Origin of the sequence: Duganella sp. Root336D2 (genome assembly GCF_001425005.1) — a bacterium.
Classification (GTDB): Bacteria; Pseudomonadota; Gammaproteobacteria; order Burkholderiales; family Burkholderiaceae_D; genus Rugamonas.
In genome coordinates, this window is sequence record NZ_LMDB01000012.1 from 1,091,936 (window position 1) to 1,112,834 (window position 20,899).

The following is a 20,899-nucleotide window of genomic DNA, read 5'->3' on the forward strand; positions in this document are numbered from 1 at the left end:
CACTATTTTTTAGTGCTGGGAAGAATACAAATTTATCTTTTTAAAAAAATATCATAAAAGACATTCTGCTAAGCTAGCGGGCGATATTGCCAAAAGGCATTAATACCTTACTAGCCAGGGAATGAACGTGAAACTCGTCCGCACGGCCGCCAGCGGCCTCCTGTCGTTTGCATTGCTCCTCCAACTCATGCTGTTCAGTGCGCCCGCCACGGCGCAGGACACCCCCCTGAGCCGCGGCTTGGTCTGGCTGCAAGCCCAGGTCCAGCCTGACGGCTCGCTGGGCGGCGAGGCGGCATCGATAGCAACGCCGCTGCAGGCCCGCAGCGAATCGCTGTACACCCTCAAGCTGCTGGGCGCACCGGCCGCCAGCCAGGCGCCGCTGCGGCAGGCGCTTACGGCCGAGCAAGACCTCAGCACCGAATACATGGCACGGCGCGCCTGGGCCCTGGGCTACGGCGGCGTGGCGCAGCCGGCCCTGATCGAAGAACTGCAAAAGCGCCAGAACAGCGACGGCGGTTACGGCGGCGACGGCGGCTATAGCTCGAACATTGCCGACACCTCGTGGATGCTGCTGGCCCAGCGTGCCGGCGGCGCCCAGCCCGACGCGGCTGCGGTGACGCGCGCGCTGGCCTTCCTCGATGCCAACCACATGGCAGACGGTTCGTTTGCCGTCAACCGCCAGGCCAGCATGTACGCGACGCTGAAAGCCATGCTGGCGTCGGCCGCCTGGTCCAGCCAGCAGGGTGCGAGCTCCTTCAGCGCGCAGTCGCTGAACTGGCTGCTGGCGCAGCGCAATGTGGCCGGCAACTTCGGCAATCCTTTCGACAATGCCCTGGCGCTGTGGGTGCTGGCCACCCAGACCGCCGACCAGGCCATTCTGAAACCTGCTTCCGATGCGCTGCTGGCCACCCAGCTGGCCAACGGCAGCTGGAACGACGATCCTTACCTGACCGCGGTGGCCCTGCGTGCGCTGTACCTGGTCAACCATCCGCCGGCAAGCAATGGCAGCGCCTCCGTGCGCGGCCTGGTGGCCGATGCCGCCAGCGGTCTGCCGCTGGCCGGCGCCAGCGTGCAAGTGGTGGCGGGCGGCGACGCCGCTGCCGGCAGCGATGCCAACGGCAATTTCACCCTGTCCGGCATCAGCGCCGGCAACCTGACGCTGCGCTTTGCCCGCCTGGGCTATGCCAGCCGCGATGTCAGCCTGAGTGTCGGCACCGGCCAGAGCCTGAGCATCGGCACCGTGGCGCTGGCGCCTGCTTCGCTGAGCGCGACCCTGTCCGGCATTGTGCGCAACGACAGCGGCCAACCGCTGGCGGGCGCCGTGGTGGCGGCAGGCACCGCTGCGGCTACCACCAATGCCAGCGGCGCCTTCACCATCACCAACCTGAGCCCGGGCCCGCTGACGGTCACGGTCACCGCGCCGAACTATCGTACGGTCAGCGTCAACCTGGATGTGGTGGCCAATACCAGCTACACCTTCTCGCCCGGCATGACCCCGGCCTCCAAGCCTGAACCGACCAGCGCCACCATCAGCGGCAAGGTGGTCAACGCCGCCACCAAGGCCGGCATCGTCGGCGCCACGGTGCAAGTGGCCGGCAAGACTGTAACCACCACCGCCGGCGGCGCCTTCAGCGTGGCCAATGTGACGCCGGGCGCAATCACCATTGCGGCCAGCGCGGCAGGCTACCAGGCAGTCAGCGGCAGCGGCATGGCGGTAGCCGGCCCGAATTCGATCGGCGACATCGCGCTGTCGCCGATGCCCACTTCCTCCACCCTGAGCGGCGTGGTGACCGATGGCGCCACCGGCGCCCCGGTAGCCGGCGCCAGCGTGGCGGTGCAAGGGCAGGGTACGCCGGTGGTCACCGATGCGGCGGGCAAGTACCAGATCGCCGGCATCAGCGGCACCGGCTTCGCACTGAACGTGGGCGCGGCGGACTATTTCTCGCAAGTGCTGAACGTGGCGCTGCCGCAGCCGGGCAATGCAACGGTCGACGTCAAGCTGCAAAAGCGCGACAGCAGCGCGGCCGACATCAGCTTCATCAAGGTCGCAACACCGCAGCACAGCTACTACGCGACCGGCATGATTCCGCTCGAGATCCTGCTGGCCAACAATGCCGCCAAGGCCGCCACCGTGCTGGTGACGGCGCAGGTAATCAACAAGGAAGGCAATATCGTCCACACCTACCTGGGCAACCCTGGCGTGAGCTGGCGCGGCCAGGAACCGGACAACCGTCCGCTGGCGCTGGGCGCCAACAGCACGCTGGAGCTGATGCTGGAGTGGAATACGCTGCGCCTGCCGGGCGGCGCCTACACCATCAAGGCGCGCGCCTTCGACGAATCGGGCCGCGTGGTGGCGGAGGCGGACGGCGATTTCGAAGTGCTGACCGCGCCGCGCCTGGCTGGCGGCGTGCTGGCCGACCCGCCGCTGGCGCAAGCTGGCGCCAAGACCGTGGTCACCTTCACCGGCGACGTGGTCAATAACGGCAACCAGGCGCTGGCCTCGGGCGATATGCAGCTGAAGGTCATCCTGGCGGCGCAGGAACCTGTCAACGGCCAGACCGAAGCCAATGTACGCACCTTGGCCAGCGGCGCGCCGCTGATGCGCGCGCGCAAGCTGAAGATCGCACCGGAAGGCTGGCTGTACACCGTCAACTATTACGAAGGCAAGGTGCTGCGCCTGGATACCAATGGCACGCAGACAGTGCTGGGCCAGCTGCCCAACAATGTGCCGTTCGCCGACGTCACGCTGGATGCGGCCGGCAATATCTGGGCCGCTTACAACGCGGTGCTGTACCGCCTGACGCCGCAGGGTGTGCAGACGCGCTTCGACACTACGCAGATCAATGACATCGCGGCGCTGAGTGCCACTGCGGATGGCCTGCTGATGGCCGGCCGCTTCAACGGCGAGAGCCGCCTGGTGCTGCGCGCCGACAACGGCCAGGAAACCATTCTGGCGCGCAACGGCTTCTCGGCGCCGGTGGCGCTGGTGAAGGACGATGCCGGCAACTTCGTGGTGACCAATAGCAGCGACGGTACCCTGGTGAAGGTCTCGGCCAGCGACGGCAAGATCTCGCCGTTCGTGCGCAACCTGCGCAACCCGCAAGGCATCGCGCGCGACGCGGCCGGCAACTTCTACGTGGCCGAGGCAGACCTGGCGCGCGTGTCCAAGATTACGCCGGCAGGGGAGGCCAGCGTGTATGCCACCGGCCTGGGCACGCCGTACGGACTGGCCTTCGACGGCAGCGGCATCCTGTACGTCAGCGACACCAACAACGATTCGATCCACAGCGTGCAGCCGAACGGCACGGTGCGCCTGTTCGCACGCGGCTTCGGCTACCAGCCGCGCGGCATGGCGTATGACCTGAACGGCGACCTGCTGCTGCTCAACTCCGGCGACGGCACGCTGCGCCGCAAGGATGCGCAGAACAATGTCAGCTTCGTCGCCAACGGCATGTCGCAGCCGTACAACCTGGTGGTGCTGCCTAACGGCGACTACCTGGTGACCGAATACGGCAACGGCAAGGTGACCCGCATCAGCAACGGTGTGAAAAGCAACTTCGCCGTTGGCCTGAGCGGTCCGCTCGGCATTGCGCTGGATGGCTCGGGCAATGTGCACGTGACTGAATACAACGGCAACCGCGTCACCAGGTTCGCGCCGGACGGCGGCAAGCTCGGGACAACCGAAAGCCTGCTGGTGCGTCCTTACCAGGTGCGCGCCGCAGCCAACGGCGATATCTATATCCGCAACTCGGGCAGCATGGTGCGCTATGCCGGCGGCGAGTACAAATACTGGCACCGCGGCTTCAACTATACCAACTGGACGCCGGATATCACCCCGGGTTCGGTGCTGGCCCTGAGCGGCTCCACCCTGGTGCGTGTCGACTCGGCCGGCGTGGTGACGACCGTGCGCAGCAACCTGCCGTTCACCCCCTACGCGGTGGCAGTCGACCCGGCCGGCAATATTTACCTGAGCGACTATTCCAACCGCAAGATCCACAAGCTCGATACCGCGGGCACCTTGAGCGAACTGGTGACGCTGGCGAACTATCCGTCCACCGCCAGCATGACCGACCTGCAGACCGATACCGCAGGCAACCTGGTGCTGCGCACCGGCGGCGGCTTCTATCGCGTGTCGCCGGAAGGCGCACTGACCCCGGTCACGTTCTCGTCGTCCTATATCTACAACTGGACCGCCGGCGGCGAAAACGAGATCATCATCTTCAACTACGACAAGACTTACCGGGTCAATACCCTGACCGGCGCCAGCACGCTGCTGATGGCGCGCGGCACCGTCGGCCCGAACGGGAATATTTCCTTCGGCGCCGTCAGCCCGGACAACAAGCTGTGGGTGGTGGACGACAGCCTGTACATGCTTACCGCGCACACCATGGCCGGCGAGGAAGTGGCGCGCCTGCACGGTTTCGAGAACCCGACCGCAATCGTGTTCAGCGGCAGCGAGATGCGCTTCTCCGACAACGCCGAACGCTTCATGTGGTACGCCGGCGATGCCTACCCAAGCTATATGGGCAAGTTCCAGGCGCGCTACCTGGCCCATGTGAACGGCGTGACCTATGGCACGGCCTCCAGCGGCAGCATCAACAAATACGTGGGCGGCGCCAAGGTCTACGAGCAGTATTACAACCCGGGCAGCTATACCCTGGGCGGCCTGGCGCTGCGCAACGACGGCGGCCTGGCATATTCGTATTGGGATGACGGCCGCGTTGTCGTCCTGTCGCCTGGCAAGACGGTGGAACTCGACTTTGCCGGCCTGCGCGCGCCGCAGGGCCTGGCCTTTGACGCCAGCGGCAAGCTGTACGCGGCCAGCAACTCCAACAATATGGTGCTGCGCTTCGACCCGGCGGCCGGCCCGGCGGGCAGCATCTACGCGCGCTTGACATCTCCGGTCGGCCTGGCGTTCAACAGCGCGGGCGAACTGTTTGTCTCGCGCACCAGCGGCGTGGACCGCATCAGCACCGCCGGCATCGTCAGCAACCTGTCCGACATGGGCGGCATCAACGGCCTGCTGGCGGAGGGCGGCCAGCTGCTGATGGCCAACCGCAGCACCAGCCAGCTGACGAAGCTGCGCAGCCAGCCTGCGGGCTGGGTGGCCGAGGTATTTGCCTCCGGCCTGTCCAACCCGGTCGCGCTGCGCCAGGCCCCTGGCGGTGCGACGCTGACGCTGAACATCAATAACAACACCATCGTCAGCTTCCAGGACGGCAAGGTGGACCACCTGGCCAATGTCCCTTCCGGCATGTCGGCCTTCGACCTGGCGCCGGACGGCAGCATGCTGGCCGTCGGCAGCAATGGTGCGGTGGTGCGCGTCGGCACCGATGGCGTGGTTTCGGACCTGCTGGTGAACAACCTGGTCAACCGCTGGCAACTGAACGGCGTGGCCGTGGCCAGCGACAGCCAGTCCTACCTGGTGGCGCAGAACGACAGCTCGGTCGGTGTGCTGTATGCGATGACGCAAAGCGCACCGGCGCAGCCGCCTGCCGTCGGCAGCGTGGTATTCGAGTCCACTGTGCCGATGGCGGAGCTGGGCATCGACGGCAGCTACCAGAAGCTGAACTTCGGCACCTGGGTGCCGCCGTACGGCGGCGACTTCCGCATCGAGATGAGCCGCAGCGGCACCGACGGCGCCATGCAGAACTTCCTGCACGTGGGCCCGAACGCCCAGAGCCAGCTGACCGCCGCGCGCAGCGAACTGCCGCCGGGCGACAGCGCACTGCAGATGTGCCTGGACCTGAAGGGCGCCGACTACACCACCATCTCGCGCGTCGAGATGGGCCAGGTGCGTACCGTCAGCAAGAGCCTGACCCCGCGCGGCATGGCCAGCGACCGTTCCGGCAAGCTGTATGTGACCGATTCCAGCCAGTTGTACCGCACCGACGCCTCGGGCAGCAGCACCGTGGTCGCCAGCGGCATGAACCTGGCGTTCGGCCTGGCCAGCGACTCGCAGGAAAACTTCTACGTCGCTTCGCGCAATAACAGCACCAGCCGCTACGAGGTGCTGCGCATCACCCGCGAGGGCGTGAAGACGGTAGTGGCCGACCTGGGCGTGAATAACGCCGCCGGTGTGCAGGTCAACAGCCGCGACGAGGTGCTGGTCGGTACCGTGGGCAAGCTGCTCAAGGTCACCCAGCAGGGCGTGGTGTCGACAGTTGCCACCAGCGGCTTCCCGAGCCCGCGCGGCATTGCGGTCGACGGCCGCGACAACGTGTACGTGCAAAACGAGAACCACTCGGTGTCGATGGTCAAGCCGGACGGCAGCTCGGTGGCGATCTTCAGCAAGGCCGACGGCAACGACCATCCATACTTCGAAGGCGACGGCTACCCGAACATCGCGGCCGACTGCGCCGACAATTTCTATATCGCGCCATACCAGTGGTCGCGCATCGGCCAGAGCGGCGAGGAATACTCGCTGGCGCAGGTGGTGCCGCGCACTGGCCAGATCGCGCGCCTGTTCGATGCCCGCACCATCGCACCGAACCTGGCCGACATCGATTACCTGGCGTTCGACCGCTTCAACAACCGCATCCTGATGTGGAACGACAACGACCAGTCGATCTGGCAGGTGCCGGTGACTTGCGGCGCGATCGGCGTGCAAGCCCACCTGGTGGCCAAGCCAAGCCAGCAGCTGACCGGCGCCAGCAAGCCGCCGAGCGCGGTAGTGCCGCTGCCTGATGGACGCACCGAGTACGTCTGGAACCTGCGCGACGTGACTGCGCAGGGATCCCAGGTCTGCTTCTCTGCCAACCAGGATGGCATGAAGCTGGGCGAAGTACGCGCCACCCTTGATTCGGGCTTCATCAGCTTCCAGAATACTTTCGCAGCCGGCGACGTCACCGTGCCGCTGAAAGTGCCGATGGTGCGCGCGACCAACGTGGTCAATATCGGCGCCACCACCGACAAGCCTGAATACCTGGCAGGGGAGAGCGCCCTGCTCACCACCTCGCTGGGCAACGCCAATACCGAAGTGGCCAACGGCGACCTGCGCGTGGATGTCTACGATGCGCGCGGCGAACTGGTGAACACGGTGACGCAGCAGGCTGTCGGCATTCCGGCCGGCGGCACGCTGCAGGTCAACGGCGCCTATGCAGCCGGCCAGCTGCAGCCGGGCGTCTATACAGCGCGCGCCATGCTGAGCGAAAACGGCCAGGCTGTGGCCAGCGCCAGCGTCGACTTCCGCGTGCTGGCCGACCTGTCGCAGGCGGCTGCCGTGTCCACGCTGGCAGTGGACAAGCAGAACTACGCTCCAACCGACCGCGTGGCCATCGCCTCGCGCGTGATCGGCCAGTCGGCCAACGTGACGATGGAAAACCTGACGCTGGCGATCCAGGTCTACGACCAGTCCAATGCCCAGGTCTTCGGCAAGGCGCACGCCATCGTGCAACTGGCGCCTGGGACAAAACTGGACTTCGCTTCGCCGTTCCGCATGGTGAATGCGCTGCCGGGCACCTACCGCGTCGAGCAGCAGCTGCGCGACAGCGCGGGCCGCGTGCTCGACCGCCGCAGCGCATCCTATGCCGTCAGCTCGAGCGCGGAAACCGGCTACGGCCTGGGCGGCAGCATTACCGCCATGCCCAAGATGGTTCCGATCGGCGACAGCCTGGCCTTCACCTTCCAGGTGGTCAACAACGGCAACAGCGCGCTGGATAACCTGCCGCTGACCGTCAGCCTGCTCGATCCGGTGGCGCAGCAAGTGCGGGCGGAATTCCCGTACAGCGCCAGCGTGGCCGTGGGCGGCGTCTACAACGGCGCCGGCAACTGGCTGGCCGACGGCGAAGCAGGGCGCAACTACGTGGCCAAGCTGGGTGCAACTGTCGGTGGCAAGCAGATGACGCTGGCCCAGGATGCCTTCCAGCTGCTGCCGAAGTCCAGGCCTGACGTCAAGCTGGGCATCGAGCAGCACCTGGTGGCAGGCAACCGCGTGCTGGCCCTGGTGTCCTGCAACGACGACGAGAACGATGCGCCGGGCAATGACGGCAAGCCGCCGGTCTGCGAGACCGAACGCATGCACGCGATCGATGCCGCGCTGAGCGAGCTGGAAGTGCCGCACCTGGTGGTGACCAGCCCTGCAGCATTCCAGGCCAAGCTGCGCAGCGGCATGTTCAACACCTACTGGATCTCCGGCAAGGAGGACAAGATGAATGCCCAGCAGGTAGCCGAACTGCGCGAACGCATCAACGGCGGCGAAGGCCTGATCGTGGACGGCGTGCACGACAACCGCAACAAGGTGTTCGACAGCGTGACCGGCATCCTGTACCGCGGCAAGATCGGCCAGACCGGGCTGGCGGTGCGCTTCAATGGTCCGCTGTTCGAGAACCAGCGCCTGGTTTCCGTAGGCCGGGCACTGAAGCCGATTGCGAACGGCAGCACGGCGCAGGCCGACTTCGACGCAGTCCTGCCGCAGAACGCCGGACCTGCGGTGTTCAGCAATGCGTATGGCAACGGCCATTCGATGCTGTTTGCCTTCGACCTGGCCAGCAGCCTGGCCGGGGAGCAGGGCTGGCTGCCGGTACTGCGCTCGGCGCTGGCCGCAGTCATGCCGAATGTGGCCGAAGTGCCGATGGGCGGCGCCCTGGTGCCGATGCGCACGACAATCAGCAACCAGTCCGAAGCGGTGGAACTGGAAGTGACGGTCAAGCTGCCGGCTGGCGCAAGCTACCAGTCGTCGGCACCGGAGGCGGTATTCGACCAGGCCAGCAACACCGTACGCTGGACGCTGGCGCTGCCGGCCGGCCAGGCGGCCAACCTGGACCTGCAAGTGAGGGCGCCGGAGACGGCCGGCCAGTACCTGCTGGAGACCACGGTGAGCTGGCTGGATAAAGGCAGCGCCGTGCAGTACGGCGACAAGCTGCAACGCGGCGTGACCGTCAACAGCGCCAGCCTGTACGGCAACGCGGCGCTGGGTGCGATCGACAAGCTGACGGTAACCCATCCGAAGTACCGCAAGCCGCGCGACAACGCTGCCAATGCAGTGCGGGCAGGCATGGGCTACTTCAGTGCCGGTACCCAGGCCGGTTACGCGGCAGCGATCGCCTCGCTGCTGGACGCGAGCGACAACTTGCTGGCGCTGCCGAACGACACGGCAGCGATCCGCCAGCAAATCGATTGCGTCCTGCGTGAAGCCGAATGGCGCTGGAGCCGCTTGCAGCCGCAGCAATAAGAAAACACGAACGAAGATAGCCAGGAAAAGACCATGTTCCGTAACAGCACCATGCAACGCATCATTGCCTCCGCCCTGCTGGCCACTTTTGCCAGCAGCACGGTAGCGCCGGTAGTCGCTTTTGCTCAGACCCCAGCTCCCTTCACACTGCAGCCGCTGGCCGGCGCAACGGGCGGCAGCCAGCCCGGCGTGGACAGCAACGGCATCCCCACCGGCAAAGGCTGGCGGCGTCTCGCCGCGGCCACCGCAGCCAAGGCAGCTCCCGTGGCCGCGCCGACGCAGACCTATGGCTTTGCGCTGTCGCAGATGGAAGAGATGGCCAATAAATCGGATGCCGACCTGGCAGCCGGCCGCGGCGCCGATGCGCTGGCGCAGGTCAATGCGCTGCGCGCGCAGTACCTGCGCCTGAGGAAGGAAGAGGCGGTGATGGCGCAGTCCTTTGCCGCCACCGAAGCGCACCTGCGCGCGGCAGGCCTGGCCAGCGGCGAAATCCTGGCGCGCCACCAGGCGGCGATGCAGGAATTCGGCGCCCGCAATGCGGAACTGAAAACGGCAATGGCTGCCCTCGATGCGGCAGCAGGCGGCAAGGGCGCGGTGCAAATTGCGCTGGCCGAGCTGGCCAGGCTGATGAAACGCCATTCCAGCCTGCCGGGGCGGGGTGAGCAGGGCAAGGGCCATGCATGGGGCAAGAAGAAAAAGGCGCCGCCGGATGTTGCGATGACCGAGCGCCAGCACGAGAAGCGCTTCCCGCGCTCCGTGCTGCTGGCCGCCGCCGGTTCGCTGAGCGGCATTGCGCTGCCGGATGCGATCCTGCCGCAAGCCGTGCAGCCGGGCGACCTGGCCGAGCAGGGTGAAGTCGTGCTGTCGCCGGCCGTGCGGGCGCTGGCGGCACAGCTGGGCAACAATCCGGTCGCCATCTACAACTGGGTACGCAACAACGTCGCTTATGCGCCGGGCTTCGGCGCCAGGCAGGACGCGGACGCCACGCTGCTGGCGCGCCGCGGCAGCGCCACCGACACCGCCAGCCTGTTGATCGCGCTCAACCGCGCCGCCGGCATCGCCTCGCGCTATGTATATGGCACCATTGAAGTCCCGGTCGCGAAAGTCAATAACTGGCTGGGCGTAGACAATGCCGCCGCCGCGCAGGCATTGCTGGCGCAGGCCGGCATCCCGAATCGCGCCGTGAGCCAGGCCGGCCAGGTGGGCGCCATCCAGCTTGAGCACGTGTGGGTGGAAGCGTTTGTCGACTTCTCGCCAAGCCGCGGTGGCGTCAACAAGGCGCCGGGCGCCTGGGTACCACTGGACGCCAGCTTCAAGCAAATGGACAGCAAGCCGGGCCTGGACCTGGCCAATGCCGTCAGCCTGAATGAGACCGGACTGCTTGGCCAGGTGCGCCAGGGCGCCGTCTGTACCGCGGACTATGCGCAGAACCTGAACCTGGCAAACCTGCAAGCCGGTTATACCGACTATAAATCGCGCCTGAACAACTACCTGGGCCAGAAGGGTGCCGACCTGACGGTAGGCGATGTGCTGGGCAACCGCAGCATCGCCGCCCGCAACTACAGCATCCTGCTGGGCAGCCTGCCGTACACCAAGGTGGCGCAAGGCACCATTGTCAACACGCTGCCCGACAACCTGCGCTGGCAGCTGCGCCTGCAACTGTTTGCGGGGGCTGCGCAGCAGGCCGCCAATAGCCCAGCCGTCAGCTACAGCGGCAGCCTGGCTTCGGTTGCCAACAAACGCCTGACCCTGAGTTTCGTGCCGGCCAGCCAGGCCGATGCCGATGTGCTGGCGTCCTATATGCCAAAGCCGCACGCCGACGGCAGCCCGATCCAGCCGAACGAATTGCCGCTCGAAGTACCGGGCTACCTGGTGCGCGTGAAAGCGGAAATCCGTGCTGACGGCGCAGTCGTCGCCAGCGGCGGCAGCTTCGTGCTGGGCAGCGAGCTGGCTGGCAGCATCGCCAGCTTCGACCCCTCCAGCGGCGACTGGAACGAGTCGTCGTTCGGCGCGCACGCCGGCGACTACCACGCCATCGCGGTGGATGCGCAAGGCATCTCGGCCGGCCAACTTGCCGCCGTCAAGGCGCGCCTGAACGCCACCCAGGCCAAGCTGGCAGGCGGGCAGGGCGCCAGCCTGGCGCGCGACGACGTCAGCGGCGACCTGCTGTACCACGCTGCACTGGGCTACTTCGCCACGGTGGACGCCAATGCCGGCGTGTTCCAGCGCGCAGCGCGCGTGGTGGATGTACGCCAGCCGTCGTACGGCCGCGCGGTTGCGCAGGCCCAGCCCGAAATGGTGATGGGCATTGTCAACAAGGTGCGCTTCCCAGGCGTAGTGCTGGACATCGATCGCCTGGACAGCGCCGTAGCGCAGAACAGCGGCGGCCTGGCGCCATCGGCATATATCAAGCAAGCCAACGAGCGCAATGCCGCATACGGCCACCTGGTGCTGGCCAAGCTGTTCACCAGCGCACAAACGCCAGGCCAGGCAGCGTCGCCGGTTAAAGCACTGAATGCCGCCGCAAGCGCAGGCAGCAAAGTGTTTGCCGTGACCGGCGCCAACGCAGCGGCGATCCTGCCGCAGGTAGACATTGCCGCTACCGCAGCCGCCGACATCAGCAATGCCGCCGCAGCGGGCAGCCGCGTGCTGGTGGCACAAGGTCCGGTCAATATCGGCAACTGGAACGGTCACGGCCTGGCAATGCAAGATGCCAGCGGCGCCGGCAGCTATCGCCTGAATGGCGAGACCGGCTATGCCACTTCCGCCCTGTACCTGCCGAATGGCACCACCTGGCTGGCGCTGGCCAGCCCGCTGCAAGGCGCCGCCGCCGCGGTACCAGCCGCGCAAGCCGCGCAACCGGTCAACGATACGCTGGCCAGTGTGCTGGGCGAGGCCGGCAGCACCACCCGCTGGAGTTTCTATGCGGGCCAGGCCGACGTGGCCAGCGGCCTGTTCCTGGCACGCCTGGCCTCAGTGCAGGGCAGCAGTGCTTGCGACATCCTGGCCGGCACCATCGCCGCGGGACTGGACACCAGCGGTGGCTTCGATGCCGGCGCCGTCACCGGCGCCCCGGTCATTACCAGCGCCCCGGTCATCAGCGGCGGCGCCAACCAGCTGTATAACTATGCCGTGCTGGCCACCGATCCGAAGGGCGCGGCACTGGTGTACACATTGCGCGACGCGCCGACCGGCATGGCGATTTCCGCCGATGGCGTGATCAGCTGGAGCAAGCCGGTGTCGGGCACCTGGAACGTCACCGTGCGCGCCGACAACGGCCGCGCTTACGCAGAACAGCGCTACCAGCTGACTGTCGGCCAGGAAGTCCCGCTCGACGCCAGCCTGCGTATTGCGCCACAGGTCATCAACCTGGGCGAAACCGTGACCGTTGACGTGCTGAGCACCGGCGGCAGCGGCAACGTCACGCGCACCCTGTCCATCGACGGCCAGAACGTGCCGCTGACGGTCGAAGGCCATGCGGTCGTGACCGGTGCCGCCATTGGCGCGCACCAGATCACCGCCAGGGTCGCCGACAGCCAGGGCACCATCACCCGCGTTGGCACCTACAGCGTGCGTGACCCGGCAGACAGCAGCACGCCAGTGGCGCAGATTACCGCCCCGGTGGATGACGCCGAAGTGACGGCACCAGTCAACGTGACCGGTACCGCCACGGCTGCCAGCCTGGCCTACTACCAGCTGCTGCTGCGCCCTTCCGGCGGCAGCGCTTGGAGCGAGATTGCGCGCGGTACCAGCGCAGTGACCAACGGCGTGCTGGGCAAGCTTGATCCGACCCAGCTGGCAAACGGCATCTATGAGCTGGTGCTGAGCGTGGTCGACGCCAACGGCCGCCAGCAGACCCAGATGATCACCGTCGATATCTACCGCGACCTGAAAATCGGCCAGTTCGCACTGACGTATATCGACCTTGACCTGGAAGCTGCCGGCGTCCCAATCCGCGTCTCGCGTACCTACGATACTCGCCGCAAGGACGAGAAACTGGACTTTGGCTACGGCTGGAGCGTCGACTACCAGAACGTCCAGGTGCGCAAGAACATGGTGATTGGCTTGCAATGGGACGTCATTGCACGCTCAACCCAGCTCTTGTTGTGCATCGTGCCGGCTGGTAAGCGCAAGATAAACATTACCCTTCCTGACGGCAAAGTAGAGCGCTTCACCGCTGCCAATCGCCAGGAATGTGCGATGGGAACAATTCCACCAGTGGATGTCTACTTCACTCCGCTGCCGGGCACCACCAGCACGCTCGAAATCGTCAACGTGCCGAACCTGGTCGCCCAGGGTGGCCAACTGTTCGACATGGATGCGCTGGAGACCTGGAACCCCAAGCAATTCAAGCTTGTCACCGAAGATAACTTCAGCTACTACATCACAGAAGGCATCGGCATCGTACAGGTCAAGGATCCGGCCGGGAATACGCTGACCTATGGCCGTAATGGCATTCTGCACAGCGGCGGCCAGTCGGTCAGCTTCACCCGTGACGCGCAGAACCGTATAACGGCGGTGACCGATCCTTCCGGCAAAGCGATCACCTACAACTATGATGCGGCCGGCGACCTCGTGAAAGCCACCAACCGTGTCAATGCCGACTCGAGTTATGCCTATAACCGTGCGCATGGGCTGGTGCAGTACACGGATCCGAACGGGAATGTCGCTGCGCGCTACGTGTATGACGAAGAGGGCAGGCTGGTTGCTGCGTACGACGCAGAAGGCAAGGCAATCCAGTTGCAGCATGATGGTACGTCCAACCGCGAAACGATCACCGACCGCCGCGGCAACAAGACCGTCTACGCTTACGACGCCAAAGGGAATGTCACTGAGAAGATCGATGCGCTTGGAAATAAAACTAGCTTTGAGTACGACGCGCTTGGCAATGAATCGTCCCTGACCGATCCATTAGGCGGCCGTACCGCCCGCGTATTCAATCAGCGCACCGGCAAGCAGACCTCGGAAACCGACGCTGTCGGCAATGAAACGAAATGGGAATACGACAGCACTTCCGGCACTTATGTTGAGAAGATCGTCGACCCGAATGGCAATATAACCAGTTTCGGTTATTCCTTGATGGGGTCGCAGTCGGTGACCGAGCCGATGGGGCGGGTCAGTGCGGTCGGGTATGACGGCGCCCGCAATATGACTTCGGTGCGAGTGGCTGGTCGCAGCAGGACGTTCACCTATAACCTCAAGGGCACCCCGGCCACAGAGACCGACGGTGCCGGCACCAAGATAACTTACGGCTATAACACCAATAACCAGGAAACTAGCCGTAGCTGGACGGTCATTCAGGATGGTGCGCCCAAGACTTACACCATCACCCGCAAGCTGGATGCAGAAGGTCGTGCGATCGAGGAAACCGATGCCTTGGGCTTCGTGACCAAGACTGAATATAACGCCGGTGGGCAGGTGCTGGCAAAGGTCGACGCGCTTGGCCGCCGTACCAGCTTTGCTTACACGGTGCGCGGACAGGTCAGCAAGATCACTTATCCGGACGGCACCTCGGAGCTCAACGAGTACGACGCGGAGCGCAACCTTGTCGCCAGCACCGACCGGGCTGGCCGCGTCACGCGCCACGAATACGATGCATTGAACCGCCGCGCCAAGACAATTCTCCCGGATGGCGGCACGATCAACAGCGAGTATGACGCAGCAGGGCGCCTGGTGGGCGTGACCGACCAGTTGGGCCAGCGCACCGCTAACGGCTACGACGCGGCCGGCCGTCTGACCAGCCTTAAGACCCCGGGTGGCGCAGAGACCAAGTTCGAATACGACAAAAACGGCAACGTCTCCGTCATGACGGACGCCTCGGGCCGCGTAACGAAGTATGAGTACGACGGCCTGGATCGCCTGGTGAAGGCTTCGCTGCCGGATGGGAAGTTTGCTACGACGGTATGGACTGTGGCGAACACCAAGCAGTCTGAGAAAGACTACGCCGGCAATGAAAAGACCTACGAGTACGATGGCGCTTGGCGCCTGAAGAAAGTTACCATGACTGCCGCGGCCAGCGGCCAGGCGACTGTCTTCGAGTACGATGAGCTGGGCAATAAGACCAGCCAGACTGACGCCGAAGGGCGGGTCACGCGCTGGACCTATGATGGCAACGCCCGCATGACTGAACGCAAGCTGCCGGATGGGAAGTTGGAGCGCTTCGAATACGATGCCGCAGGCAACCAGACGGGCAAGACCGACTTCGCAGGCAAGGTGACACGTTTCGCTGTGGATGTTGTGGGCCGCACTGACATGGTAGTGCGCCCGGATGGCGGCACCATCAGTACGACGTACACCGCGACCGGCAAGCCTGCTGCCGTGACGCTGGCAGGCAAGGGGCTGGCTGCTGGTACGACGACATTTACTTACGATAATGCGGATCGCCTCGCGCGCCAGGCCAATCCGGATGGCGGCTTCATCGCTTACGAGTACGACCAGGTTGGCAATATCGTGGCCCGCTCCACCGCAGCTGGCACAGTGCGCTATAGCTTCGATAAACAGCGCCGCCTCGAGAAGGTGACCGATGTCGATGGCAAGGCAACTACCTACGAGTATGCGGCGGACGGCAAGCTGGCGACGGTAGCTACGCCGGACGGCATCACAGCGCGTTACAGCTACGATGCGAATGGCCGCCTGGTGCAGGGGCTGCAGTCCCGCGGCGACAATTCCATTGTGTTCGGCGTGCGGTACGTGCTTGATGCAAACGGCCGCCGCACCCAGATCGCGGAATTCGATGCAGGCAGCACGCTGGCCGGAGAAACACTGTCAAACCCTGTCGTGACGAATGATTTTGAGTTCGACGCCTATGGTCGTCTGACGCGTGAACAGGTCCATGCCCGCAACCCGGCTGCCGACAGTGATACGCAATACAAGTATGACAAGGTTGGCAACCGCATCGAGCGCACTCGTACAAGTGGCGCAGTGACTGCGATCACGAACTACAACTACGACAGCAACGACCGGCTGCTATCGGAAACGACGAGCACCGGCAGCAGCCGGATGGAGACCACCTATGCCTGGGACGCTAACGGCAACCTTCTGAGCAAAGCGGTAGGCGGGCTTCAAAACTTCTATGGCTGGGATGGCGATAATCGCCTGGTTGAAGTCAAACGGGGTACGTCCCAGGCCCAGGCCAGGACGGTCGCGCAATTTGCCTACGACGGCAATGGCAATCGTGTAGCGAAGGCCGAGTTTGGCGAGAATGGTGAAAAGACCAGGCAGACCACCTTCCTGGTTGATTCCACGTTCCCGTTTGCCCAGGTGCTGGAGCAAACGGAAGTTGCGGCAGACAGCACAGAGTCTACCCGTTATGTATGGGGCACCGAACTGATTCGTGAAGTCCGCGGCGGGCAGGGCACGTTCTACCACTCTGATCCGCACGGCAGCGTGCGGATCCTGACCGGCGACGACGGACAAGCAGCAGGGAGCTACCGCTACGATGCCTTCGGCCAGGTGCTGGAGCAAAGCGGCACGACGAATACTGCTTACCGTTATACCGGCGAATACTTCGATACGCTCGCAGGTCTGCAGTACAACCGTGCGCGCTGGGTTGACTTGGAAAGCGGCCGCTTTGTTTCCATGGACCGGTTTACCGGTGTCCCTAGCCAGCCGATTTCGCTGCATCGGTATGCGTATGCGAATGACGATCCGGTCAACATGGTTGACCCGAGCGGAAATGAAACGCTGGGCGGGCAGATGGCCGCATTGGACGGCCAGAGTTCGATGCAGAACAGCGCGGTCGCCGGGATCCGCCAGGCGTTCTCCCGCTTTGGCTGTGACCTGGGTGCTGCTATTGCAGAACAAGCGGTTGATTACGGCATCTACATCCTGATCGATATGGCGAGTGGAGGGCTGTATGTTGGCCAGTCGGTTGGCATCGAAAATCGCTTGCAGCAGCACATCGACGAAGCGGTCAAGAAAGGCAAGAACCTTTGGAAGGCGAACGCAAAGATCCTGATGCGTTTCAATGTCCCGGGCGGAAAGGAAGCATTGTTCAAGGTTGAACAGCTGGTCATGGATATCCTGGAAAAATCGGGCCACGACCTGTTGAACAAGAACCGTGCAATTGGACCCGACAATCCACTGAAGCGCGATTACAATGTCTTCAAAAAATTGATGTGTCCAAAGATTTGAGGGTTAGATGAGCGCTGAGATGTGTGAATTGAATGGGCAGCCCGGTCGTGTAATCCTGCGATTGTTCGACTGGGATGACGCAAGCCGCCAGGCTGTTGCACAATGGAAGTACGATGGCGTTGAGCCTAAAAGCGCCTTAGGCAGCTTCGAACCACTGGCTGATTTCGCTGACCGGGTGCATTGGCTGTACTACCCTGACGTCGATTCGTCGGCGGGCCTTGAGCGGTTGACGGCTGTGCGGCGCATTACCTTCGGGGACGAGCTGCCTCAGCCAAAATTTGACTTGCGCCAGTTACCAGCGCTGGAAGTCGTGCAGTGTGAGGATGCATCGGGCTTGGATAAACGGCACTTGAATCATCCGCGCCTGCGCTACCTGGACCTGGAAGGATTGAAAGTGTCCGATCTCACCTTCCTCTCGGAGGCGCAGGATCTGGAGGCAATGCGTTTGCGCCGCTGTGTCCTGACTGGTCTGAAGGGCAGCAAAGCACTGAACGGTCTCAGGGAATTGCGCCTGTTGGGCGCGAAGAAACTTGAAGATGTGTCGGAAATCGGCCAAGCGAGGAATCTTGAGATCCTCGAAATCGACGAGGCGAAGAAGCTGCGCGATATCAGCGCGGTTCATTCCCTTGAAAAACTGCGCTACCTGTTTATAGAAGCCGAGCAAGCAACGCAAACCGATTTGGCCTGGATCGCCAACATGCCGCTTCTGGAATGCGCCGGCTTGTGGTTGGAAACGCGGCAGATCGACTTCGCAATTTTGGCGAAGTCTCCCCGCCTGTATGACATCTTGCTGGAAACGCATGCCGGGTTTGATTTGCCTGACGATGCTGCCCTGGTCCCGGTGTTGCAATCCCATGGCAAGCGTGTGCTCAAGGTGACGAGGTTCCCGAAAGCCCTGAGGCCATCGATCAGGATCGAGTTTTCACCGCCCTGCGACTTGGCGGACGCAAAGCCATTGCAGGCATATCAGACAAAGCTGCTAGCCAATCCCAACGTCGACTGATGAGCAATTCGGTGCCAAGATTGTGGCCGCCATCGAATTGAAGGTAAGGATCCTGGGGCAGGGGGCCGATAAACCCCTATCGCTTGCCGGTGAAGGAATAAGGTGCGGCGTGATTTTCTGTGACTTTTTCCGTCAGGCAATGACAATATAATCATCGGAATTTGCCGTACTGCGGCTTTTCAGTGAAGGTGATTCATGCATGTCCTGATCATATTGGGAATCGTTGTGCTGCTGGTTGTGCTGTTCTATAAGTCGACCAACCAGTACGTTCAGCCAGCCGGTGCGCAAAGCCCGCCGCCGGCGCAAGCCATGGGCGGCAACGCGCCGCCGGTGCAGATCGGCTGGGTGTCCAACGGCAAGCTGTTCGTACAGGGCGGCTACGGTACGGTGCAGGAAATTACCAGCCCCTACGCGCAGCAGGCGATGGAGCGCGCAGAGCGCAGCCGCGAAAAGAATGCTTGGAAAAAGGACACGGCCTTCGGCGTCGCCGCGCAGGGCAACTACCGTGATTTCGAGCGCCATACCGATCCTTTCCTGATCTCGTCGGCCTTGTTTATTGGCGAGGGCAAGCTGCTGTACTTTCAGGCCGACCATGGCATGGGTGGCTTGTTCTCTTACGATATCGCCAGCGGCCATGAAGAACGTTTGCTGCACCGCCAGCAATTGCAGCTTGATGACTTGTGCCTGTCGCCGTCCGGCGAGACCATCGTGTGCACGCTGCATGGGCGCGGTGGCGTCAGCCATATCGCCACCATGCGCAGCAACGGCGATGGCTTGCGCGAACTGACCGGCGGCGACACGATCGACTCGGCGCCGACGCCGGTGCCGGGCGATGAAGCCACCGTGATTTACCAGTCGGCAGCGATCGGACGTGACCAGCATGGCGGCTGGGCTGCGACCGGCCATGTGACGCTGCAGGAATTGAATGCTGCGACCGGCCGCATTACGCCAGTGCTGGAGGACCCGCGCTACGATTTCCTGTCGCCCCGCGTGGCGCCGGATGGTGCGCTGTTCTTCATACGCCGCCCATATGAACTGCCGCAGTACAACGCGGGAAATGTCGCCCTCGATACGCTGTTCTTCCCATTCCGCTTGCTGCGCGCAGTGTTCCATTACCTGAACTTCTTCTCGCTGATGTACTCGCGCAAGCCGTTGACCGGTGCGGGCGGCATGCCGACGCAGGCGGATATGAAGGACATCGTCCTGCAGGGCAAACGTATCGATGCGGAACGCGCGCTGCGCAAGGAAGCCAGCATTGGCGGGATTCCTTCGCTGGTGCCATCCTCGTGGCAACTGGTGCGCCGCACGCGCGCCGGCGCCGAGTCCGTCGTTGCCAGCAATGTCAGCTCTTTCGATATCACGCCAAACGGCACCATCGTCTACAGCAATGGCCGCGGCCTGTTTGCACTGGATGCGCAGGGCCGTTCCTCGCTGATGTCGCAGGGCGACCTGGTCGGGGCAGTGCTGGTGCATGATAAGATGCCTGCATGAAACAGCTTGAGCCGAAGTTCCGCTGCACGGGGTGTGACCGGGGTGTATTGAATCGCAGTGTGGCGCGTTGCCTGTACTGCGGCGCGGATTTGCCGGCCGAGGCCAGGCTTGCGCCCGAACAGGTCGCACAGCGCGATGCAGAACATGTGCGCCTGGAGGCCAACCGCGCGCGCCTGGCGCAGTACCAGCCTCCGCGCGTGCAGGCGGAAGGCAGCAAGGCGGCGGACGTCGTCGATGGCATGGCGACGGGGCTCGATGTCATTGATCTGATTGGCGATGGCCTCTCGCTGGTGGGGAAGCTGCTGGACTAAAACATATTGCTTTGATAATGACGACATGGCACGATACTGATCCCGCCATGCCATTCATTAAAGGAGCTGTCATGTCCCTGCGCATCAACGATACCGCACCAAATTTCAAAGCCCAGACCACCAAGGGTCCGATCGATTTCCATGAGTGGATTGGCGACCAGTGGGCCGTCCTGTTCTCGCACCCGAAGGATTTCACGCCTGTCTGCACCACGGAGCTGGGCTACATGGCCAAGATCGAGCCGGAATTCACCAAACGGAATACCAGGATTATCGGCCTGTCGATCGACCCGGTTGAAAACCACAGCAAGTGGGCCAGCGACATTGAAGAGACCCAGGGCGCCAAGGTGAACTACCCGATGATCGGCGACACGGACCTGCAGGTTGCGAAACTGTACAACATGCTGCCGGCCGAGGAGCCAGGTTCTTCGGATGGCCGCACCGCTGCCACCAATGCAACCGTGCGTTCGGTGTTTATCGTCGGCCCGGACAAGAAGATCAAGCTGATGCTGACGTATCCGATGACCACCGGCCGTAATTTCGACGAGATCCTGCGCGTGCTGGATTCGATGCAGCTGACTGCCAAGCACAAAGTGGCTACGCCGGTGAACTGGAAGGATGGGGAAGATGTGATTATCGCCGGCTCGGTGAGCGATGATGATGCCAAGAACCTGTTCCCAGGCGGCTGGAAAGCGCCCAAGCCTTACCTGCGGATCGTTAAGCAGCCTTCCTGATAGAAATGTCCCTTTTGGGGTCAGGAACGAAAGTGGACATTGTCCACCTTCGTTCCTG

At 63.5% G+C, this 20,899-nt stretch carries 6 protein-coding genes; all 6 read left to right on the top strand.

The annotated features are described in order from the left end of the window. Positions 1–127 precede the first annotated feature (127 nt). The 6 genes from ASD07_RS15175 (at position 128) to ASD07_RS15200 (ending at position 20,841) form a co-directional block, all read left to right on the top strand. Positions 128–9,172, top strand: coding sequence for a carboxypeptidase regulatory-like domain-containing protein (locus tag ASD07_RS15175; protein WP_162246560.1), 9,045 nt, complete (start codon positions 128–130; stop codon positions 9,170–9,172). A gap of 33 nt (positions 9,173–9,205) precedes the next feature. After that, positions 9,206–17,305, top strand: coding sequence for an RHS repeat-associated core domain-containing protein (locus ASD07_RS15180; RefSeq protein ID WP_055931662.1), 8,100 nt, complete (start codon positions 9,206–9,208; stop codon positions 17,303–17,305). A gap of 7 nt (positions 17,306–17,312) precedes the next feature. Continuing rightward, positions 17,313–18,308, top strand: a complete 996-nt coding sequence (locus tag ASD07_RS15185) for a hypothetical protein (protein WP_055931666.1) — start codon at positions 17,313–17,315, stop codon at positions 18,306–18,308. 195 nt (positions 18,309–18,503) lie between these two features. Further along, positions 18,504–19,799 carry a hypothetical protein gene (locus ASD07_RS15190; protein WP_055931669.1) on the top strand — a complete coding sequence of 432 codons (1,296 nt, stop codon included), beginning with the start codon at positions 18,504–18,506 and terminating at the stop codon, positions 19,797–19,799. A 59-nt stretch (positions 19,800–19,858) separates the two neighbouring features. Continuing rightward, positions 19,859–20,110, top strand: coding sequence for a hypothetical protein (locus tag ASD07_RS15195; protein WP_055931672.1), 252 nt, complete (start codon positions 19,859–19,861; stop codon positions 20,108–20,110). A 71-nt stretch (positions 20,111–20,181) separates the two neighbouring features. Continuing rightward, positions 20,182–20,841: a peroxiredoxin gene (locus tag ASD07_RS15200; protein ID WP_055931677.1), complete on the top strand. Its 660-nt coding sequence runs from the start codon at positions 20,182–20,184 to the stop codon at positions 20,839–20,841. Positions 20,842–20,899: the final 58 nt, after the last annotated feature.